This is a genomic window from Streptomyces sp. DT2A-34, from assembly GCF_030499515.1.
In the GTDB taxonomy this organism is placed as follows: Bacteria; Actinomycetota; Actinomycetes; order Streptomycetales; family Streptomycetaceae; genus Streptomyces.
The window spans coordinates 9677949-9699358 of record NZ_JASTWJ010000001.1 but is presented as its reverse complement, the minus strand read 5'-3'; the positions used below and the strand labels follow the sequence as shown (position 1 = coordinate 9699358).

The following is a 21410-nucleotide window of genomic DNA, read 5'->3' as shown; positions in this document are numbered from 1 at the left end:
TTCCATCGATAACGGTACACCGATTCCAGCGATACGCAACCATCGATATCGAGAATTCGTTATCATCGATACGTGACAGATCGAGCGACAGACCGAGTGGCAGACCGAGCAGAGTCCCGAGCGGACCTCAAGAAGAGACTCGTCGAGGCCGCCGCTGACTTGTTGGTCGCGGAAGGCAGGGACGCCGTGACCACGCGCGCGGTCAGCACCGCGGCGGGCGTCCAGCCGCCGACCATCTACCGTCTCTTCGGCGACATGAACGGCCTGCTTGCGGCCACGGCCGCCGACGGCTTCGCCCGGTACCTGGCGCAGAAGAGTTCCCGGGCACCGTCCGCGGACCCCGTCGACGACCTGCGCGCGGGCTGGGACATGCACCTCGATTTCGGCCTCGGCAACCCGGCGCACTACCTGCTCATGTACGGGCACCCGCAGCCGGGCGGTGAGTCCGACGCCGCCAAGGAAGCACACCGCCTGCTGCGCGAGATCCTGGAGCGCGTCGCCAGAGCGGGACGCCTGACGGTCCCCGTCGAGCGGGCGGCCCAGATGGTCCACGGGGCCGGCACGGGTGTCACCTTCGCCCTTCTGGCGCTCAAGCCCGAAGAGCGAGACCTGGGCGTGTCGGCCCAGACGCGCGAGGCCGTCATCGCGGCCATCACGACGTCGGCGGACACGGACGGCGACGTCCCCCGCGCTCCGGACAGCGCGCGTGAGGCGCGCCGCCGAGTGGTGGCGCTCCGTTCGATTCTGGACGACATGCCGGCCACGTACACCCCCGGCGAGCGCATGCTCCTGGAGGAACTGCTCGACCGCGCGGGCCGCGACCCGGCCGAGGGGTGAGCGGCGCCGACGCCGCGCCCCGAGGGCCGGAAACCTACCGAAAAACGCCTGGCCGTGGGTTCGCCGGGAGAGGCAACCTGGACAGGAGCGGAAGCGTCTTTCGTGTGGGAACGCGAAGGGCCGGCCCGCGTGCCGACGACAGGAACGAGGGTGACGCGATGAGCGACAAGGCCCGCAAGCTGTTCGAGGCGCTCGACCTCGACGCGAACGGAACCCTGACCCGCGAAGAGGTGATCATCGCCCTGCGGACGAAGGGCCCGTCTCTGGCCGCCTCGGGAGATCTGCCCGTCTGGGCCGTGGGGGACGAGAACGCCTCCTCGGCCCTGTTCGACGCCGCCGACCAGAACGGGGACGCGGTCCTCACCCTGGAGGAGTTCGCGGCAGTGGTGGACCGCCGTTTCGGCTGGACCTGAGGTTTCTCGCGCCGCAGCCAACGTCCCGCAATGGCCCGCCAGTTCGAGCCGCTGGCGCCAGCAAGGGTTCATGGAGGGCGGCACTACCGTCGTCCAGTGCCGCGGCTGCCGTCAGGTCCTCACCGACGCGCGCGCTGCCCTAGCAGGTGGCCTGCGGGGCTTCAAGAACGCCCTGGCGAGGCCGAGGTCACAGAGACGGCGAGGGCAAGGTCACAGCCGTTCCCCCTGCTGCTCCTTTGTCGATCTGACCTAGCATCCGAGCATGACGGTCCTGCCTGACGACGGGCTCTCCCTGGCCGCCGAGTTCCCGGAAGCGACACATGAGCAGTGGCAACGCCTTGTCGAGGGCGTCCTGCGCAAGTCGGGCAAGGAAGTCTCGGGTGCCGCCGCGGAGAACGCCCTGTCCACGCTGCTGGAGGACGGGCTCACCACCCGCCCCCTGTACACCGCGCGCGACGCCGCGCCCGACCCGGGCCTGCCCGGCTTCGCCCCGTTCGTACGCGGTGGCCGGCCCGAGGGCAACACCACGGGCGGCTGGGACGTACGCCAGCGACACGCGGCGGCCGACGGCAGCGCCGTCCTGACCGACCTGGAGAACGGCGTCACCTCGCTGTGGCTGGCCGTCGGCGACTCGGGCATCCCGGTCTCCTCGCTCGCCACCGTGCTCGACGGCGTCCACCTCGACCTGGCGCCGGTGGTCCTCGAAGCGGGCGCCGAAGTGGAGCCCGCCGCACGGGAGTTGCTGCGCGTCGTCGAGGAGCGGGGCGTCGCGCCCGAGGCGGTGCGCGGCAACCTGGGAGCCGATCCGCTGGGCCACGAGGCCCGCACCGGGCAGTCGTACCACATCGAGCAGGTGATCGGGCTCGCCCGGCAGTGCGCGGACGCGTACCCGGGCCTGCGCGCGCTGACCGTGGACGCGTTGCCGTACCACGAGGCGGGCGGTTCGGCCGCGCAGGAGCTGGGCTGCTCGCTGGCGACCGGCGTGGCCTATCTGCGGGAGCTGACCGGGGCCGGGCTGAGCGTCGCCCAGGCCTGCGCCCAGCTGGAGTTCCGGTACGCGGCGACCGCCGACCAGTTCCTGACCGTCGCCAAGCTGCGCGCGGCCCGCCGGCTGTGGGCGCGGGTCGCCGAGGTGTGCGGGGCTCCGGGGCAGCAGGTGCAGCACGCCGTCACCTCCACGGTGATGATGACGCCGCGCGACCCGTGGGTGAACATGCTGCGCGCGACGGTGGCCACGCTGGCCGCCGGGGTGGGCGGCGCCGACGCGGTGACCGTGCTGCCGTTCGATCACGCGCTGGGCCTGCCGGACGCGTTCGCGCGCCGGATCGCCCGCAACACCTCCACGATCCTCATCGAGGAGTCGCACCTGTCCCGGGTGATCGACCCGGCGGGCGGCTCCTGGTACGTGGAACGGCTCACCGACGAACTCGCCCACGCGGGCTGGGAGTTCTTCCAGAGCATCGAGAAGGCCGGCGGTCACGCCGCCGCGCTGCGTTCGGGCATGGTCGGCGAGCGGCTGGCCGAGACCTGGTCCGTGCGCAGCGCGAAGCTCGCCAAGCGCCGCGAACCCGTCACCGGCGTCAGCGAGTTCCCGCATCTGGCCGAGAAGCCGGTGGTGCGCGAGCCCGCGCCCGAGCCGCCGTCCGGCGGGCTGCCGCGGGTGCGGCGCGACGAGGCGTTCGAGGCGCTGCGCGCCCGCTCCGACGCCCACCTCGCGGCGACCGGCTCCCGGCCCCGGGTGTATCTGGCCGCGCTGGGCCCGGCCGCCGCGCACACCGCCCGGCTCACCTTCGCCGCCAACCTCTTCCAGGCGGGCGGCATCGAGCCCGTCACCGAGGGCTCGTTCGCGGACAGCGGGGCGCGCGAGGTCTGCCTGTGCTCCAGCGACGCGCTGTACGAGGAGCGGGCGGACTCCGTCGCCGCCGAGCTGCGGGCGGCGGGCGCCGAGCACGTGTTCCTCGCCGGCCGCCCCGGGCAGTACTCGGGTGTCGACGCTTACGTCTTCGCGGGCTGCGACGCCATTGCCGTCCTCACCGCCACCCTCGACCGCATGGGAGTGTCGTGATGACCGTCCCCGACTTCTCCGGAATCGAACTCGGGGTACCGACCGCCGACGGCGGCCCCGACGAGTGGCGTACGGCCGTGAAGAAGGCCACCGACGGCGACGACCTGCTCTGGGAGACCCCGGAGGGCATCACGGTCAAGCCGCTCTACACCGGGCAGGACCTGGAGGGCCTGGACTTCCTGGGCACGTACCCGGGCATGGCCCCGTATCTGCGCGGCCCGTACCCGACGATGTACGTCAACCAGCCCTGGACGATCCGCCAGTACGCGGGCTTCTCCACCGCCGAGGAGTCCAACGCCTTCTACCGGCGCAATCTGGCGGCCGGTCAGAAGGGCCTGTCGGTCGCCTTCGACCTGCCCACGCACCGCGGCTACGACAGCGACCACCCGCGCGTGACCGGTGACGTCGGCATGGCGGGCGTGGCGATCGACTCGATCTACGACATGCGTCAGCTCTTCGACGGCATCCCGCTGGACAAGATGACCGTGTCGATGACGATGAACGGCGCCGTGCTGCCGGTACTGGCGCTCTACATCGTCGCCGCCGAGGAACAGGGCGTACCGCCCGAGAAGTTGGCCGGGACCATCCAGAACGACATCCTCAAGGAGTTCATGGTCCGCAACACCTACATCTATCCGCCGAAGCCGTCGATGCGGATCATCTCCGACATCTTCGCCTTCACCTCGCAGCGGATGCCCCGCTACAACTCCATCTCCATCTCCGGCTATCACATCCAGGAGGCGGGCGCGACGGCCGACCTGGAGCTGGCGTACACCCTCGCGGACGGCGTGGAGTACATCCGCGCGGGCCGTGAAGCGGGCCTGGACGTGGACGCGTTCGCGCCTCGCCTCTCCTTCTTCTGGGCGATCGGCATGAACTTCTTCATGGAGATCGCCAAGCTGCGCGCGGCGCGCCTGCTGTGGGCCAAGCTGGTCAAGCAGTTCGACCCGAAGAACTCCAAGTCCCTGTCTCTGCGCACGCATTCGCAGACCTCCGGCTGGTCGCTGACGGCGCAGGACGTGTTCAACAACGTGACGCGTACGTGCGTCGAGGCGATGGCGGCGACGCAGGGCCACACCCAGTCGCTGCACACCAACGCCCTCGACGAGGCGCTCGCGCTGCCCACCGACTTCTCCGCGCGGATCGCCCGCAACACGCAGCTGCTGATCCAGCAGGAGTCCGGCACGACCCGGGTGATCGACCCGTGGGGCGGCAGCGCGTACGTGGAGAAGCTGACGTACGACCTCGCGCGCCGCGCCTGGCAGCACATCCAGGAGGTCGAGGCGGCGGGCGGCATGGCCAAGGCGATCGACGCCGGCATCCCCAAGCTGCGCATCGAGGAGGCCGCGGCCCGCACCCAGGCCCGCATCGACTCCGGGCGGCAGCCGGTGATCGGCGTGAACAAGTACCGGGTGGAGAACGACGAGGCGATCGACGTCCTCAAGGTCGACAACTCCTCCGTGCGCGCCCAGCAGATCGAGAAGCTGCGCCGACTGCGCGAGGAGCGGGACGAGCGAGTCTGCCAGGACTCGCTGGACGCGCTCACCCGGGCCGCCGGGGGCGAGGGCAACCTGCTGGAACTGGCGGTGAACGCGGCCCGCGCGAAGGCGACGGTCGGGGAGATCTCCGACGCCCTGGAGAAGGTGTACGGCCGGCACGCGAGCCAGATCCGTACGATCTCCGGCGTGTACCGCAACGAAGCAGGAGAGTCCCCGAACGTGGACCGCACCCGCACCCTGGTGGACGCCTTCGCGGACGCGGAGGGCCGGCGCCCGCGCATCCTGGTCGCCAAGATGGGCCAGGACGGCCACGACCGCGGCCAGAAGGTGATCGCCACCGCCTTCGCCGACCTCGGCTTCGACGTGGACGTCGGCCCGCTCTTCCAGACGCCCGCGGAGGTGGCCCGTCAGGCGGTTGAGGCGGACGTGCACATCGTGGGCGTGTCCTCGCTGGCCGCCGGTCACCTCACGCTCGTGCCGGCGCTGCGGGAGGAACTCGCGGCGGAGGGCCGCGAGGACATCATGATCGTGGTCGGCGGCGTGATCCCGCCTCAGGACGTGCCCACGCTCCTGGAGATGGGCGCGGCGGCCGTGTTCCCGCCGGGGACGGTGATCCCGGATGCGGCGTACGACCTGGTCGAGCGGTTGTCGGCCGACCTCGGGCACGAGCTGTGATTGATCTTGACACCTATGTGAAGGGCGTGCTCGACGGAAAGCGCGCGATCGTGGCCCGCGCGATCACCCTCGTGGAGTCGACTCGTCCGCAACACCGCGCCCTGGCACAGGAGTTGCTGACCGAGCTGCTGCCGCACAGCGGCAGGGCCCGGCGGATCGGCGTCAGTGGGGTGCCGGGCGTGGGCAAGTCGACGTTCATCGACGCGTTCGGCACGATGCTGACCGGGCTCGGGCATCGGGTGGCCGTGCTGGCCGTCGATCCGTCGTCGACCCGTACGGGCGGTTCGATCCTCGGTGACAAGACGCGGATGGAACGGCTGGCCGTCGACCCGGCGGCGTTCGTACGCCCCTCCCCCACCGCGGGGACGCTCGGCGGGGTCGCGAAGGCCACGCGTGAGTCGATCGTCGTGATGGAGGCCGCCGGTTACGACGTGGTGCTGGTCGAGACGGTCGGCGTGGGGCAGTCGGAGACGGCCGTGGCGAACATGGTTGACACGTTTCTGCTGCTCACGCTGGCCCGCACCGGCGACCAGCTGCAGGGCATCAAGAAGGGTGTCCTGGAACTGGCCGACGTGATCGCCGTGAACAAGGCGGACGGCCCGCACGAGCGCGACGCCCGCGCCGCCGCGCGCGAACTGGCGGGCGCACTACGGCTGATGCACGGCAAGGACGCCTTCTGGACGCCTCCGGTGCTCAGTTGCAGCGCGCGGGAGTCGGCCGGGCTCGACGTGCTCTGGGAGCGGCTGGAGCAGCACCGCACCCTGCTGGACTCCACGGGACGGCTCGCCGCCCGGCGTCGGGACCAGCAGGTCGACTGGACCTGGACCATGGTCCGCGACGAACTGCTGGGCCGACTGCACGCCGACCCCGCGGTACGCGCGCTGGCCCCCGAGCTGGAACGGCAGGTCAGAGAGGGCGAGTTGACGGCGACGCTGGCGGCGGAACAGATCCTGGGGGCATTCGCCGGGGAGAACCCCGCGGCCCCGTCCTGACCGGCCGAGCCCCTGCCGGCGGGGGCCTACGGCGTACGCGCCGACCCCGACGTGACCGCCCACGGCCTCATTGCTTGGCGCCGAAGTTCTGGGTCCACCACGGGCCACCCGCACCTTCGTGGATACCCACGCCGATGTCCTTGAACGAGCAGTTGAGGATGTTGGCGCGGTGGCCTGGGCTGTTCATCCAGGAGTCCATCACCGCCTCCGGGGTCTGCTGGCCCCGCGCGATGTTCTCCCCGTACGTGGACCAGGTGTAGCCCGCGGCGGTGATGCGCTGCCCGGGGTCGGCGCCGTCCGGGTTGGTGTGGTCGAAGAAGTCACGGGCGTCCATGTCCTCGGAGTGGCCCAGTGCGGCCTGATTCAGCTGCGGGTCCTCCGTGACGGGACCGCAGCCGGCGGCCGACCGCTCCTTGTTCACCAGGGCGACCACCTGCGCGACGGCGCCCGTCGGGGTCGGCTGTGTCTGTGGGGTACTGGACGCGCTCCGAGTCGGCCGAATGGACGGCCGGGGAGTCGGCACGCTCTTCTTCGTCGGGCGGGGGGTCTTGGAGGGGCTCGCCTTCTTCGATGGCGACGCGGACGGCGACGGGGACTTCGAGGCGGACGGGGAGGTCTCGACGGGGATGACTTCCTGGAGGTCCACGTCGGGAGCGCCCGCGGTCCACGCGGCGGTCGCCTCCTCGTTCCCCGTCCCGGGATCCGTGTCGAAGTACCACAGCCCGCCACCCGCCACGCAGGCCGCCACGACGGCACCTCCGACGACCCGACGGCGGATGCGCCGGCGTCGACGGGCCGCACTGCGGGAGGCGGCCCGGCCGTGCCCGCCGCGCTGTCCGGACCCCGGGCCCGGTCTGCCACGGTCCGCGGACGCGGACAGCCGGGACGCCGAGCCGGCCAGGGCCATCCCGCCGGAGGCCGAGAGCACGCTCTCCAACAGCGCGGGCGCCGCGGCGACCAGCGCCAGACCGGCCAGCAGCCCTTCCGCGGGCAACAACCCGCTCCACAAACCGGAGCAATGAACGCAACTGCGGGCATGCCGGGCTATTCGCTTGCGCCACAGCGCCGAGGGCCGGCCGTCCCAGGACGCCACCACACCCCGCAGCTCCTGGCAGCGCGGCCGTGCGTCGAGCGCCCGCACCACCACGCGGGCCGCCTCCAGTTGCGCCTTCATCCGTTGCACCCGGACCGCCGTGTGCTGCGGCGACAGCTCCAGGGCCGCGGCCACCTCGGACCGGGTCAGCTCGCCGGCGCACTCCAGCCACCAGAGCGACAACAGGCCTCGGTCGTCGGGCTCCAGCCAGCGGGTCGCGCGTGCGGTCTCCTGTCGTTGCCCGGACAGCTGGAGCTGGAGCATCGTCAGGTCCACGAAGTCGGCGCCCGGATCCGCGAGCTCCTGGGCCTCCTCGACGGGGCCCGGGGCCGACTGCCGATCGTGCCAGTGGGCCCGTACCTGGTTCATGGCGATGGCCACGAGCCAGGAGCGGAAGCTCTCGGGGTCACGCAGACCGTTCAGCGCGTCGAGGGCCCGGAGCATGGTCTCCTGCACCACGTCGTCGACGTCGACCGAGCCGTTCAGGGCCCGGCCCACAACGTTGTAGACCAGCGGAAGGTACGCGCCGACCAGGGCGTCCTGAGCCTTCGAATCGCCGTTTCGGGCAGCGGCCACCAGTGCCGCCGACTCCCTCGCGCGCTCTGCACTCATCAAAAACTTCCCTGTCCTCGACGCCGAACGATGCTGTCCGATACGTGGGAGATCGATCGGCGGGCCCGGGATAACAGTTCTTCGGACGCATGTTCCAAGAGAGACTCACGGGGCCCGGCGGGCGGCGCAATGGGCAAAGTCACATCGAGGGGCACCGAGAGCATCGGGACGTCGGCACGGGACCGCGGACTCGCACCCGTACGTCCTCACTCGTCACCCTTCGCGGCCTATGTCGGTGACGCCACGTCGAGGCGGAGCAGGACAGCGGTGTTGCGGCGGGGAAGGGAGACGGTGAGTCGGGCCTCGGCGGCGTCCCAGGCCGCGGTGGCGTCGAAGGTGGCGGGGTAGAGCGGCGTGGGATGCGGGTGGGTGCCTCGTAGGTGAGGGATCGGGATGGTTCGGGCACTCTCGTCGGCTTTGTACTGGTCCTGGCCGCGCCAGCCGTAAGCGATCCAGGCGTCCTCCCATGAGGGAAGGCCGAACGGCCAGAAGGGAAGGCTCTCGGGGATCTCCGAGCGGATGGCCTTGTAATGGAGCGACAGCAGTAGCGCGAACCAACAGTTCCGCGTCATCGTTCAGTAGCGGGTCGCAGTAATCGGTCGGTCGGTTCGGCGCCGGGGGCCCTCCGGCGCCGAACCACCTTTTCGGGGTCAGGGCAAGGTCAGCACCGGCCCTTCGACGGCCAACAGAGCGCGTGGGCGCGGTATCTGACGCTACGTCATGCCGAGAGTGCGGGCGGCGAAGCGGAGGGTGACGTGAGGTGCGCCTTGGGCCGCGTCCCGTACCGCCTCCCGTGCGGCCTGTGCGCTCCAGGGCAGGGCTGCCCGGGCGGGTGCCGGCGGCTCCGCTGCCGCGACGCGCTCCCGGTCGAGCTCGTGGATCCGCGTGGGTTCGGCCGAGAGGTCGGCGGCGGCTTCCAAGGTCGGCGGCAGTACGTCGAGCAGGTTGGCGGGGACCGTGTTGTGGGCGAGGGCGTCGTCCAGGCCGGTGGAGTGGATGCGGGCGGAGGCGTCCGTGAGCGGGATGAGGTGGTTCACCGTGCGGACCGGTCCGCGTACGCCGTCGACGGCCGCCGCGAACAGGGCGGACGCTTCCGAGGGGTGCCAGGACAGGGCCGTCCGGATCGCGGCGACGTCCTGTGCGAGGGGGGTGAGAACGTCGCCGTTCAGGCGGTCCAGGACATCCTCCTGGGGATCTCCCCGTCGGTTCCCGGACCCGCGACGTACATGGTGGCGGGCACCCCGGCGATCCTGCAGGCGGCGAGGACCAGCGCGTCCACCAGGGGTCTGCACAGGGTGTCCTCGTCGCCGTGCGTGAGGATGTCGCCGACGTCGACGATGCGGACGTGGTCGTGTCCCGCGTCCGCGAGGCGTCGGATCTGCTCGGCCGGCGCGGTCGGCCCCTGCCAGAGGTCGAGGAGGACCAGGCGGGCGGTGAGGTCCGCGGCCAGGTCGGGCAGCGTGGAGCCGGCGGGGGCGATCGGCCGTGTGGCGGGGGCGATCACCGGTACGCCGGTTCGGAGGTCGAGACCCGTGAAGTGGACGGCTCCGAGGGGGCCGGGGGTGGGGTCGGCTTCCAGGCGTTCCCAGGCGTTCCCAGGCGTACGTGGCGATCGCGGTCCCGCCGAGGGGTGTGCCGGTGAGGGCGCGGCCCACGGTGGCCGCGGTGATCGCGGTGCCCACGGTGTCCCCACCGCCGCCCGCGGCGACGAACAGGTCGCTCACGCGGTCTCCCGGGCCGTGCCGATCCCAGTGATGCGGACCGGCGTACCCATGTTCCTGCGCGCCCGCGCGTTGGCTTCGCGCAGGCCCTCGTAGAGCGGGCGCCGACACCGAGGCCGAGCAGGGACACGCCGTTGCACCAACTCCCCCACGCCACAGGGGCGTCAGGGTTGTGGGTTCCGCCAACTCGGCTCTGTCAGCAGGGAGTTCTTTTCAGAGAACAGCCCGATGGACGGTGCGCCACCGCGACCGATCCACTGGGCGCGTGGACAGCAGCGACGAGCCGGACGTGACCGGCGTGATGGTGATCGAGCCCATGGGCAACGCGGGCCCCTTCCTGGTGAAGGCCGCGGCCCGTTTGGGCATACGGCTGTACGCGGCCACCGACGAGCGGGTGCACGCCGGCTACGAGACCTGGCTGACCCGCGCTCTCGCCGGGGTGTGCCTGACCGAACTCGCCGATACCGCATGGGCGTTGGACGACATGGAGGCGTTCTGCCGTACGCATCGCATCGTGGGTGTCGCGGCCTGCTGGGAGTTGCTGACCCCCCTGGCGGCCATGCTCGCCGCACGCCTCGGGCTACCGGGCAACGATCCGCTGCGCGCCAAGGCCGCCCGCAACAAGATCGCCATGGCGCAGGCGTTCCGAACGGCGGGCGTGCCGGCCCCGGCGGACGCGGTGGTCGCCACCGCCGAACAGGCCCATCACGTCGCCGCGTCCGGACGGCTGGGGTGGCCGCTCGTCGTCAAACCGGCCGAGCAGGGCGGCTCCTGGGGGGTGAGTGTGGTGGCGGGCCCGGACGGACTCGATGCCGCGGTGGCCGCCGCCGGGCGGTTCACCCGTGCCGAGCCGCACGGTCTGCCGCTGGACTCGCGGGTGCTGCTGCAGAGCTATGTGCCCGGCGAGGAGTTCTCCGCCGACACGGTCGTGCACGAGGGCGTGCCCTACCCGCTGCCCGTGGTCCGCAAGGACACCACGGCGGGCACCTATCGGGTGGAGACCGGGCACTCCTGCCCTGCCGGGCTCGACCCGCACACGGTACGGGCGATCCAGCACACCGCGGCGCGCGCCGCGCTCGCCGTCGGCGTGCGCGACGGCATCGCCCACACCGAGGTGAAGATCCCCCCGGGCGGCGAACCGGTCGTGATCGAGACCGGGGCCCGGCTGCCCGGGGACAACATCTGCGAGATCGTCGAGGCCGCGACCGGCGTCAGCGAGGCGAGCGCCTATCTGCAGGCCGTGACCGGGCAGGTGCCGCACACCGCACCGACCCGCGAAGCGGCGGCCGCGCTGCTCTTCCTGCTGCCCGACCGGGCGGGGGTGGTGGAGGAGGTCGTCATCCCCGACGTGCCCGGCACCCACAGCCAGGTCCATGTCCGGCCCGGGGAGCGCGTGCCCGAACCGGCCGACAGTTCCGGGCGGGTGGGGCACGTCGTGGCGCGGGCCGCGTCCGTCGAAGAGGCCCGCCGGCTCGCCGACCAGGTGCTCGCCGACTCCCGGGTGAAAGTGAGCTGAGCCGTGCGCAGTCCCGGACAGAACCCCGTACAGAAGATCGCGTTCCTGCGGTCCGTGGAGATCCGCCGCGCCGACCCGTACATCCAGCGATGCGTCCTCGACCTGGCTGAACTCGGTATCGAGAGCTGCCTGTTCCACACCCACGGCACGGCCGGCGACGGGGACTTCCCCGGCGAGCGCCGCCGCCTCGACGCCGCCGCCACCCCCGCCGAATTCGCCCGGGAGGTCGCGCGGTGGGGCGCGGACGCCGCCGTCTCCATCTCCCTACCGTGCGAGAACGCCCTGCGGGACGCCACCGTCAAGGAACTCCTCGACGCCCAGGGCATCCCCACGGTCATGACCCCGCTCCCGTCGACCCTGGCCCTGTGCGACAAGTGGGAGACCAAGCAATTCCTCCTGCGCGCGGGCCTGGACACCCCGCGGGGCGTCAAGGTCGACTCCGATCTGCTCGCCGGGCGCGGCGTGGCGTTTCCCGCCTACGCGGACGCCCTGCGCGCATCCGCCGCCGGCATCGGCTACCCGCTCCTGTCCAAGCCGTTGTGGGACTCCACCGGCATGGGGATCAGGGCCCTGCCCGACGCCGCCGCCGCCCTGGACGCGTATCTCGCCGACCCGCCCGAGGTGTCGGCGGTGATCGAGGAATGCGTCGCCGGCGCGCTGTGCTCGGTGGACATCGTGGGCGAGCCCGGCAAGTACCGCGTACTGCCGGTGTGCTGGACGGGCACGGCAGGCACCGAGCCCGTGTTCACCTTCGCCGACCTGCGCTGGTGCGGCCCCCGGCCGCAGGCCGACGCCGACTTCGCACCCGTCGCGGCCAAGCTGATCGGCCTGTGCGAGGAACTCGGCGTCCACGGCTCCGTCAACGTCGACATGATCTACACCGGTGCGCGGTACGTGGTCCTGGAGATCAATCCGCGGATCGGCGGCGCCACCACGCTGTCCTGCGCCGCCTCCGGCACCAACACCTTCGTCGCCCTGACCGACATGGCCCGCGGCGCGTACACCCCGGCCCCTGTGCGACGTACGGGATGGGCCATCGAGTTCCTCTCTCCCGAGCGCCTGCCGGAGTCGGTACGCGCTGAGCTGACGGACCGTCTGAAATTGGTCAGTGCCCACGAGTTGGTCATCGACGACACCAGCCACGGAGACATCGTCGTGTTCACCCTCGCCGAGGGCGAGGAGCGGCAGACCGTCAAGCAGCTGGAGGAACTGCACCGGACAGCGGGCTGGCCACGTCAGGAGGTCCTGGGCAAGATCCGAGCCCTGCTCACCCCATGACCGGCACCGCCACGCCCCGAGCGCCCCGGTTGCGTCGCCTGCTCGGCCTTCCGGTCACCCGCGGCCACGGCCGGTTCATCACCGGCAACCTCATCGACTCCCTCGGCAACGGCATGCTCCTGCCGCTCGGCCTGCTGTACTTCACGGCCCTGCGCGATCTGCCCCTCGCGCGGTCGGAGCCGCCGTCACCGTGGGCCAGTTGACCGCCCTGCCCGCTGTCTTCGCCGCCGGCCGGTTCATGGACCGGCACGGCCCGGCCCCAAGCACGTCACCGTCACCGCCAACGTCGTCAGCGCCGCCGGCTTTCTCTCCTTCCTCCTCGCCGAGCGGCCCTGGCAGATCGCCGGCGCCCACCTTCTGGTGCAGTCCGGCGTCAACGCCTCCTACACGGCGCAGCGCACGCTGATCCTGCACGCCGCGCCGGCCGCGGAGACGCGCGGCTGGTTCGCGTTCACCGGCAGCCTGCGCAACGTCGGCATCGGGGCCGGGGCGCTGCTGGCGGCCGGGGCGCTCGCCCTGTTCGGCACGAAGGCCCTGACATGGCTCGTCGTCACGGCCGCGCCGCTGTATCTGCCGGCGGCGCTCTGCTTCGCCCGCGTGCCCACGAGCCCCCCGCCCGCCGCCACCATGGCCACCGCCGCCAACGCCGCCAACGCCACCGCCCCCGAGAAGCCGCCGAGCGATGGCCGCGCGGCCCGCAAGGGGGCCGAGGCCGGCGGCATGCGCCGCTACCTGCTCCTGGTGACGTGCAACATCCCCTTCATCCTGTCCCAGGCCATGCTGTCGGTGCTCATCGCCGTGTACGCCACCGAGACGCTCGGGCTGCCCGCCTGGTCCGCGAGCATCCTGCTGGTGGTGAACACCTATGGTCTCCACGCTCACCAGCTCGTTGACGGCACACGCCGCCCCCGAGGAACCGCGGCGCACCCTCGCCCTGGGGCATGTCCCGCTGGTGTGCGCCATGGTCGCGTTCGCCGCGCCCGCGCTGCCCACGGCCGACATCCCCGCATGGCCCGCTCTGGTCACCGCGATCGTCCTGTTCAGCCTGGCCGAGATCTTCTACGCGCCGGCCGTCGGCGAACTGTCCGTCACGCTCACCCCGAGCGCCGCGCGCGGCAGCAGGCAGAGCCTGTACCAAACTCTCCTGGTCCGCGGGCAACATCGCCGCCCCCGCGCTGTTCACCGGTCTCCTCGACACCCACGCGCTGCTGCCCTGGACCGTGCAGGGCGCGGCGTGTCTCATGGCCCTCGTCGCGATCCGGCCCTCAAGTCCCCTGCCCCGCAGGGCGGAAGGAAGCGCACATGAAGACCGAGATCGTCAGCAGCGTCCATGCCGTGCCCGTGGCGGCCTGGGACCGGCTCGCGCAGCACGCGGGGGTGTACCGGTCCCACCGCTGGCTCGCCGGGGAGGAGCGCGCCCCCACCGCGACCGCCTCGTACGCACTGATCCGGGACCACGACGGCGCCCTCGTCGCGGCCGCGCCCCTGTATCTGGTGCACCGCGAACCCCAACACCTACTACGAGCCCACGCACCTGCCGCCCGGCACGGAGAGACCGCGGGTGATCGCAGGCGCCCGGCGCGGCTACCACAACACGCCTCTGACCGACCCGCGCCTTCCCGCGGACCTCGACACCCACTGCCTGGCGCTGCTCGGCGCGGCGGCACGCGGCCACGCCGAGCGGCACGGGACCGGTCACTGGTGGCCCTATCTGACCGAGCCCGCCGCGCGACGGCTCGCGCCGCTGTACGGCACAACCCCGCGCCGCATGGCGGACGACGCGACGATTCCGCTGCCCGGCACCGGCTTCGACGACTGTCTGGCCTCACTGCCGTCCAAGCGCCGCGTGGCGATACGTCACGAACGCGCCGCATTCGCAGCGGCCGGACTCGACGTACGTCACCAACGCCTCGCCGACTGCTACCAGGACGCGGGGCGACTCCTCGCGGCGCTGCAGAAGTCGCACGGTCACGGCGACGACACCGACGCCATGACGAGCCTGCTGAAACGACAGGCCGACGCCATGGGCGACCACGCCCGAGTGGTCGCCGCCTACGACGGTCCCCTCATGACCGGTTTCTGCCTCTACTACCACCAGGGCGACACCACATGGCTGCGCGCCGTCGGCATCGACCCCGAACGCCCGGCTCCCTTCGCGTACTTCCCCCTCACCTGCTACGCGCCCATCGAGGACGCGTACCGCCAGGGCAGCACCGCCCTGCACGCGGGGATAAAGGCCATCGAGGCCAAGCGCCTGCGCGGTGCGCGTGTCAGCGGGCTGTACGCGCTGCATGACCCGCACCCGGGCGGAGGCGCTTGACCTCTGACGACAACCTCAGCGTCGTACGAGATGGATCCGGTACGTCCGTGTCCGTGACCCGTCCTCACTGGTCACGGAGACGACCGTCACGGCCCCGCCGGGCTCGTCGAGACGGTCGACGGCGACCGTCGCGTAGGGGTCGCGTGCCGTCGCCGTGACCCGGCTCCGGCTCGGGGCGCCGGTGACGACCCGGTAGGTGGTCGTGTCCGGGTCGAAGGCGGGGATCGCCTCTCCGGCCACCTCGACGGACGCGGCGGCGGCATCCGAGGAGGCCCCGGTGCTCTTGGCGTACACCTCGATCTCGCTCATGGTGAGGTAGCCGCCCTGACGCGCGGTCATGACGACGCGCACCTCGGAGGCCGGTCCCGTCGCCAGCGGGACGTCGACGACCGGGGTGCCCTCGGTCCCGACCGTGACGGGGTCGCCCGCGTCGGTCCACGTGCCGGTGTCGGCCGCCCTGACCTGCACCTTCAGGCTCTCGGGGATGGAGGCGCTGCTCCCGTCCCGGTAGAAGTGCGCGACGATGCGGTTCAGGTCGCGTGGCTTCGGCAGCGTGAAGGTGACGGTGTCGGAGGGGTTCTTGGTGTTCCCCGGTTTCCAGTTGGACCAGGCCTTCTCGGACAGGTCGCCGTTGCGCAGGCGCTCCGCGGAGTACCCGCTCTCGGTGAAGGTGGCGGCGACCGAGACGCCGTCGTCCGCGGCGATGTTGGTCTCCACCGGTCCCGTGACCTGCACCCGCACGGCCGCGTCGACCTCGTCGCCGCCGACGACCCGGGCGACGCCGCGCAGGGTCACGACGCCGGCCGTGTCGAACACCCCGTCGGGGGCCGGCTCCCAGGTCACCGGAAGGTCGGCCCGGCCGCCGTTGCGGCCGATGCCGACGACCGTGGCCGGGAGGTCCGGCGTGCCGCCCAGATAGGTCTTGGCGCGTCCGGGAAGGGTGGAGGCGATCGTGTCGACGGTGACGACGGCGAGCGCGGGGATCTTCCGCCCGAGAGGGTCGGTCGCCTCGCCCCTGACCCGCACCGTGCCCGGATCGCGCCACGTCCGGTCCGGCGGAAGGCTCCACACGACGGGCAGCGCGCCCCGGGCGCCGTCCCGGAACACCGGCGTCACCGTCGTCGGCAGCTCGGGCCGCAGGTCGGGGACGGTGAACGTTTCGGCCGCGGCGGTGCGCAGCACGGTCTCGTCGGTCACGGTCCAGCGCTGGTTCGCCGCCGAGGTCGGGGTGTACGTGGACACCTTGGCGCCGTCCGCGGTCGACTGCCCGGTGACGTCGATCAGGCGGCCGGTGGCGGCGTTGACGAACGTCCATGTGCCGTCGCCGGTCGTCGACATGATCCACTGCGCGGCTTCGGGGACCTGGCCGCTCTCCGGCTCCTCCAGGACGGCTTGATTGTCGCGTACGGCGAGCCGCTTGCCGGTCCTGGCGCTGGTGAGGGCGTAGCGCTCGCGGTTGTCGGTGCCGCGCGTCAACTTCCGGACGGACCACAGCTGTTCGGCGCTGCCGGGGTCGGTCGCCCGGATGACGACGCCGCTGCCGTCGTCCGACGGCGCCAACGACTTGCCGCTCTGCGCCCCCTGGAGCCGGTAGACATGCCCGGGCTGAACGAGAGCGGCATCCCGCGCCACTCCGCCGACTCCCTCGACCAGGAAGGTCGTGACCGACTTGGCGGGGACGGTGAGCGTGGCCGAGCGGTCGGTCACCGGGACGGGGGTGCCCCGTACGAGGGCGCCGTCGGTGCTCGTCACCACGGGCGTGACGGTGGCCCGCGGCGCGACCTTGCCGAAGCGCGAGAGGTCGAGGGTCACCGAGCGCGCGGAGGCGCCGCCGTTCACGTGCACCACGGTCGCCGTACGGCCGTTCTGCCGCACCGCGGCGACGCTCGACGGGTCGTCGGCCTTCACGAAGTGGTCGCCGGGACGGATGTAGTGGGTGAAGTTCCGAATGGTGTGGAACTTGGAGTTGGCCCGGACCGGACAGGTCTCCAGGGTGTCCTCGGCCGTGCAGGTGAACGGCACGTGGATGCTGCCCCAGTTCTTGCCCGCGGCGGCCTGTGGGATCGCGTCCTCGATCGGCTGCCAGAACACCCAGGCGGCGGGCTCCAGTTCCCGCATGTCGTCGACCATCCGGGTCGCGATGCCGAGCCCAGGCTCCATGCCGGTGAAGTCGGTGCCGGTACCCCAGGTGCCCTCGACCTCGCTCATCCACAGCTTCTTGTCCGCGCCCTTGGCGATGTCGCGTGCGCTGGTGCGCCGGCCCGTGCCGTAGGTGTGCACGTTGAGCTGGTCGACAGCGGCTCGGGCGGGGGTGCCGTAGGCGTTCCAGTTCTCGGTGAAGATGCCGGGGTTCGTCTCGTCCATCGCGGAGATCTCGGCGTCGGTGCGTGCCCCTTCGAGGGCCTCGTCAAGTGCGAGGACCACCTTCTGCTGGAGCTCGGGGCCCGCGTGGGCGCCCTCCTGGCGGCCGCCCGTGGGCTGGCCGTCCGCTCCGAGCTGGGTGCCCCAGTAGGGCGTGTTGGGCTCGTTGAGGGGGGCGATGGTGTCGAACTCGATGCCGTGCGCCTGCTCCAGACGGTCCGTCACACGCGTCAGGTAGGTCGCGAAGTCGTCGACGCGGTCCGCGCGGATCTGGTCGGCGCTCGCGTCGAAACCGCCGGAGACATAACCGCTGACCGTCTGGAACCAGGGCGGCGAGTTGCTGAACGCCTCCCAGCGGTCGACCTTGTCCTTGATCTGGTCCACCCACCAGCGCTGGCCTGCGTCGGCGTCCCAGTTCCAGTGGTCGGGGTTGTTCGGGTCCCACCAGTCCATGTCCTTCTGGGTGGTTCCCTCGGGGGCCTTCCAGAAGCCCTCCATGGTGGCGCCGGTCTTCATGTAGTCCTTGCGGACATCGGGGGCGTTGCCACCGCCGATGTTGTACCGGGCGATGTTGAGGCGCAGACCGTCCGCGCCGAACAGCATGTCCACGAGCCGTCTTCGGATGGGCTCCGGGTAGCCGCCCGTCGCGTTGGCGAACCAGACGAGGCTCGTGCCCCAGCCCTCGAACTCCTGCTGTTGGTAGGAGGGGTCGATCCGCACGGTGACCGCGCTCCGCGGGGCCGGGGCCGCCGCGTTCGCCACGGGCGCGGCAGCCACGAGACTCGCGCCGAGCACCAGAGGGACCGTCGACGCCAGGGCCCGGACGATGCGATGCCGTTGGGTCACGGCACTCCCTTCCACAACACAGAGCTGAACAGAACCGAACAGAAGGAATCGTGCTCAGGGCATGCTCCGGGACGGTAATGAACTCGTCAAGATGGCGGGCGAGTTGGGGCCGGACGTGCGGGTCCGGCGATTTCGTTGACATGCTCAAGGCATCTCATTACTCTCCGGGACACCCGTGAAAGCGCTTTCCGCCTCCGGTCCGACCGCCGTGCCCATCTCCGTTTTCGCACGACCGAACAAGATCCGCCCCTCGCCCCGGGAGGAACTACATGAGGTCGTCGTCACGCGCCGGACGCGTCGTCCCCGCTCTCACGCTCGCCCTGTTGCTCGGCGCGATGACGGTGCCGTCCGGTACCGCCGCCGAGAAGACACCGGCACCGCCGGCGGAGACGTCCCCCACCGGCTTCGCCGCCGTCGACGCGCTCGGCCAGAACGGCACCACCGGCGGAGCCGGAGGCCCGACCGTGACCGCCACCACCACCGAGCAGTTCCTGGAGTACATCGACACGACCGGCCCACTGGTCATCCGGGTCCAGGGCACCATCGACATCACCAGCAAGCAGGGCGTACGCCCCGACAAGACGATCCTCGGAGTGGGTTCCTCGGCCGTCATCAACGGTGGCGGCCTGGACTTCTACCGCTCCTACAACGTCATCGTGCGCAACATCAGGTTCACGAACGCCGAGGACGACGCCGTCAACATCGGCCAGGAGTCGCACCACATCTGGATCGACCACAACGAGTTCGTCGCCGCGGTCGACGGGGCGGTCGACATCGTCCGCGGCTCCCAGTACGTCACCGTGTCGTGGAACTGGTTCAACAAGACCGACAAGTCCATGCTGCTCGGCCACTCCGACGCCAACAGCGCCCAGGACACCGGCAAGTTGAAGGTCTCCATCCACCACAACTTCTTCGACGGATCGCGACAGCGGCATCCGCGGGTGCGGTTCGGTGAACCGGTGCACGTCTACAACAACTACTACAAGGGCAACGCGGTGTACGGCATCGCGTCGACCATGAACGCCGGCGTGCTGGTCGAGGGCAACTACTTCGACGCCGTCCCCCACCCCTGCTACTCGGCCAGTGGCTACGACGAGTCCGGACCGGGCCGGCTGGTCCAGCGCGACAACGTCTTCGCCGGCACCGGGACGGGTGCCTGCGAGACCAACGGAACCGTGACCGAGCCGCGCACCTACTACGCGTACACGCTGGACCGCGTGACCGACGTGCCCTCCCTCGTACAGGCCGGGGCGGGAGTCGGGAGGATCGACACCACCTGACCGGCTCCGCCCGCATCCTTCCTCAGCGGACGCGCTGATCAACCGTCGCCCCCCACACACGCGACGACCAACCCCCCACAGGAGGACCCCCGATGAGTTCACGACGAGCTCCGCTGCCCACTCGGCACACGCCCCTGCCCTGGCGCACCAAGGCGGTCGTCGCCGCGTTGGCGGCAGCCGTACTGGCAGGCCCCGGCATCGCGCAGGCCACCCCGCAGACCGCGCCGGCATCGGCGTCGGCATCCGCACCGCAGGGGCAGATATCGGCGGCGGCCACCATCACCTGGACCCTCGAACGGGCCGCCAACCCCACCGAGGACCAGCGCACGGCCTACGACCTCATCACCAGGGCCATGAACACCGCGGTGGCCCGCTACAACAACCTCAGCGACCTCGGCAAGACCATCACCGTCCGCTACGACCCGGGCGTGCCCACCGCCGACGGCAACATCAACGGAACCATCCGCTTCGGCAACCGCAGCTATATGACCGAGCGGACCGCGCTGCACGAGATCGCCCACACCATCGGCGTGGGGACGAGCTCGGGCTGGTCCCGCCTCGGCGGCAACGGCACCTGGACCGGCGCGCAGGCCACCGCGCTGGTCCGGCAGTTCGACGGTGCGAGCGCCAAAATCTCCACCGGCGGCGGCCACTTCTGGCCGTACGGCCTGAACTACGACAACGAGTTCTCGAACACGGCGGCCGACCGCCACGTCCAGATCGTCGCCGCGATGGTGCGCGACGGCCTGTGATCCGAGGGGTTGGTGCCCGGGGCAGCCCGGGGCCGGAGCCGCTCCCGGGACCGACCCTCCCGGCGGATCCTTACGGCGTCGAGGAGCTCCGCTCTCCCTGGGTCACCGGGGCATCCGGGTGCCCGCGCCACCGACCCGGACCTTCGGGTCGCCGGCGTGCAGGGTCACGGTGAGCACACCCGGCCTGCCCATGTCCTCGCCCTGGTGCAGGGTGAGCACCGACTCCGCGGGGACCAGGGCGAGTTCACGCGCGTACGCCCCGAATGCGGCGGCCGCGGCACCGGTGGCCGGGTCCTCCACGACACCGCCGACGGGGAAGGGATCGCGGACGTGGAAGACGGTGTCCGCGGCGCGCCACACCAGCTGCACGGTCGTCAGGTCCAGCTTCCGCATCAGGGCGGCGAGCCGATCGAAGTCGTACGAGAGGTCCGCGAGCCGCTCCCGGCTGCCGGCTCCCAGCACCAGATGGCGGGCGCCGGCGAAGGCGATGCGGGGCGGCAGCAGCGGGTCGAGGTCGGCCGAGGGCCAGCCCAGCGCCGCCAGGGCCTCGGCCAGTTCCTCCTCCGCGATCTCTTCGACGCGGGGCTCCACGCTCGTCAAGGTCGCCCGGAGCGTGCCGTCCGCCTCACCGCTGACGGTCACCGGCACCGTGCCCGCCCGGGTGGCGAAGACCAGATCGCCCGGACCGATCCGCTCGGCCAGCGCCACGGAGGCTGCGACGGTGGCATGGCCGCAGAAGCGGCAACCTCCGCCTGAGGACTGAAGTAACGGATGGTGAAGGCCCGCCCTGGTTCCCCGACCAGTTCCTTCAGTTCCTCGGGCGGACCGGTCAGGAACGCGGACTCGCTGTAACCCAAGCGGGCGGCGATCTCCAGCATCTCGGCGTCGTCGAGGCCTGAGGCGTCCAGGACCACGCCGGCCGGGTTGCCGCCGTCCGGGTGGGTCGAGAACGCGGTGTAGTGCAGCACATCGGGGGCGCCGTCGGCCCGCTCGTTGATCTCCATGCCGTACGACAACCGGCGCGCCGGCGCACCGATTCCCGCGCGTCCCGGCACCGGGGAGCCAATCACGGGTCGAGTACGTGTCTGCCGTTGCACATGAACATGGCCGAAGCTGATGGGGCGCATGAGATGTGGAACGTTCAATAATC

At 71.3% G+C, this 21410-nt stretch carries 19 protein-coding genes and 1 pseudogene; 12 read left to right on the top strand and 8 right to left on the bottom strand.

Annotated elements, in window-relative coordinates:
- Positions 1–72 precede the first annotated feature (72 nt).
- From QQM39_RS43245 to meaB, 5 genes are all read left to right on the top strand, one after another.
- Positions 73–837 (top strand): TetR/AcrR family transcriptional regulator, encoded by a 765-nt coding sequence (locus QQM39_RS43245; protein WP_367669681.1) that lies wholly within the window; start codon positions 73–75, stop codon positions 835–837.
- A gap of 158 nt (positions 838–995) precedes the next feature.
- A complete protein-coding gene (locus QQM39_RS43240; RefSeq protein WP_302003037.1) occupies positions 996–1250 on the top strand; it encodes an EF-hand domain-containing protein in 255 nt (84 codons plus the stop codon).
- A gap of 262 nt (positions 1251–1512) precedes the next feature.
- A complete protein-coding gene (locus QQM39_RS43235) occupies positions 1513–3315 on the top strand; it encodes a methylmalonyl-CoA mutase family protein (protein ID WP_302003036.1) in 1803 nt (600 codons plus the stop codon).
- Positions 3315–5489, top strand: coding sequence for a methylmalonyl-CoA mutase (gene scpA / locus QQM39_RS43230; RefSeq protein ID WP_302003035.1), 2175 nt, complete (start codon positions 3315–3317; stop codon positions 5487–5489). Before QQM39_RS43235 ends, scpA begins: the two co-directional genes overlap by 1 nt.
- Positions 5486–6481 carry a methylmalonyl Co-A mutase-associated GTPase MeaB gene (gene meaB, locus QQM39_RS43225; protein ID WP_302003034.1) on the top strand — a complete coding sequence of 332 codons (996 nt, stop codon included), beginning with the start codon at positions 5486–5488 and terminating at the stop codon, positions 6479–6481. The genes scpA and meaB overlap by 4 nt, the downstream gene beginning before the upstream one ends.
- Positions 6482–6548: 67 nt before the next feature.
- Here the strand turns inward: meaB and QQM39_RS43220 are convergent, their stop codons facing one another.
- From QQM39_RS43220 to QQM39_RS43205, 4 genes are all read right to left on the bottom strand, one after another.
- Entirely contained in the window at positions 6549–8186 is a 1638-nt protein-coding gene (locus QQM39_RS43220) for a sigma-70 family RNA polymerase sigma factor (protein WP_302003033.1), read from the bottom strand.
- Positions 8187–8413: 227 nt separating this feature from the next.
- Entirely contained in the window at positions 8414–8758 is a 345-nt protein-coding gene (locus QQM39_RS43215; RefSeq protein ID WP_302003031.1) for a hypothetical protein, read from the bottom strand.
- A gap of 141 nt (positions 8759–8899) precedes the next feature.
- Positions 8900–9355 carry a DUF1152 domain-containing protein gene (locus tag QQM39_RS43210; protein WP_302003922.1) on the bottom strand — a complete coding sequence of 152 codons (456 nt, stop codon included), beginning with the start codon at positions 9353–9355 and terminating at the stop codon, positions 8900–8902.
- Positions 9352–9879: a DUF1152 domain-containing protein gene (locus tag QQM39_RS43205; RefSeq protein ID WP_302003030.1), complete on the bottom strand. Its 528-nt coding sequence runs from the start codon at positions 9877–9879 to the stop codon at positions 9352–9354. The genes QQM39_RS43210 and QQM39_RS43205 overlap by 4 nt, the downstream gene beginning before the upstream one ends.
- Before the next feature lie 293 nt (positions 9880–10172).
- Here QQM39_RS43205 and QQM39_RS43200 point away from each other — a divergent pair, with 293 nt between their 5' ends.
- The 3 genes from QQM39_RS43200 to QQM39_RS43190 are packed head-to-tail and all read left to right on the top strand — an operon-like array spanning position 10173 to position 12904.
- Entirely contained in the window at positions 10173–11423 is a 1251-nt protein-coding gene (locus QQM39_RS43200; protein WP_302003029.1) for an ATP-grasp domain-containing protein, read from the top strand.
- 3 nt (positions 11424–11426) lie between these two features.
- Entirely contained in the window at positions 11427–12701 is a 1275-nt protein-coding gene (locus QQM39_RS43195) for an ATP-grasp domain-containing protein (RefSeq protein ID WP_302003028.1), read from the top strand.
- The gene (locus tag QQM39_RS43190; RefSeq protein ID WP_302003027.1) at positions 12698–12904 is read left to right on the top strand and encodes a hypothetical protein; all 207 of its coding nucleotides are present in this window, start codon (positions 12698–12700) and stop codon (positions 12902–12904) included. The genes QQM39_RS43195 and QQM39_RS43190 overlap by 4 nt, the downstream gene beginning before the upstream one ends.
- A 180-nt stretch (positions 12905–13084) precedes the next feature.
- On the opposite strand, the gene QQM39_RS43185 is transcribed toward QQM39_RS43190, so the two are convergent.
- Both QQM39_RS43185 and QQM39_RS43180 read right to left on the bottom strand, forming a co-directional pair.
- Complete coding sequence (locus QQM39_RS43185) at positions 13085–13423, bottom strand: hypothetical protein (RefSeq protein ID WP_302003026.1); 339 nt, start codon at positions 13421–13423, stop codon at positions 13085–13087.
- 6 nt (positions 13424–13429) lie between these two features.
- The gene (locus tag QQM39_RS43180) at positions 13430–13564 is read right to left on the bottom strand and encodes a hypothetical protein (RefSeq protein WP_302003025.1); all 135 of its coding nucleotides are present in this window, start codon (positions 13562–13564) and stop codon (positions 13430–13432) included.
- A 2-nt stretch (positions 13565–13566) separates the two neighbouring features.
- Between QQM39_RS43180 and QQM39_RS43175 the strand changes: the two genes are divergently transcribed.
- Complete coding sequence (locus QQM39_RS43175) at positions 13567–14007, top strand: hypothetical protein (RefSeq protein ID WP_302003024.1); 441 nt, start codon at positions 13567–13569, stop codon at positions 14005–14007.
- Positions 14008–14262: 255 nt separating this feature from the next.
- Positions 14263–15021 (top strand): peptidogalycan biosysnthesis protein, encoded by a 759-nt coding sequence (locus tag QQM39_RS43170; RefSeq protein WP_302003023.1) that lies wholly within the window; start codon positions 14263–14265, stop codon positions 15019–15021.
- Positions 15022–15036: 15 nt separating this feature from the next.
- Here the strand turns inward: QQM39_RS43170 and QQM39_RS43165 are convergent, their stop codons facing one another.
- Positions 15037–18228 carry a glycoside hydrolase gene (locus QQM39_RS43165; RefSeq protein WP_302003022.1) on the bottom strand — a complete coding sequence of 1064 codons (3192 nt, stop codon included), beginning with the start codon at positions 18226–18228 and terminating at the stop codon, positions 15037–15039.
- Between the two features lie 269 nt (positions 18229–18497).
- Between QQM39_RS43165 and QQM39_RS43160 the strand changes: the two genes are divergently transcribed.
- Together QQM39_RS43160 and QQM39_RS43155 are read left to right on the top strand one after the other, a co-directional pair.
- On the top strand, positions 18498–19508 hold the full coding sequence (locus tag QQM39_RS43160; RefSeq protein ID WP_302003021.1) for a polysaccharide lyase family 1 protein: 1011 nt from the start codon (positions 18498–18500) through the stop codon (positions 19506–19508).
- A gap of 92 nt (positions 19509–19600) precedes the next feature.
- Entirely contained in the window at positions 19601–20260 is a 660-nt protein-coding gene (locus tag QQM39_RS43155) for a hypothetical protein (protein WP_302003020.1), read from the top strand.
- A 102-nt stretch (positions 20261–20362) separates the two neighbouring features.
- On the opposite strand, the pseudogene QQM39_RS43150 reads toward QQM39_RS43155, so the two are convergent.
- A pseudogene (locus QQM39_RS43150) lies at positions 20363–21264 on the bottom strand (PhzF family phenazine biosynthesis protein).
- Positions 21265–21410 lie beyond the last annotated feature (146 nt).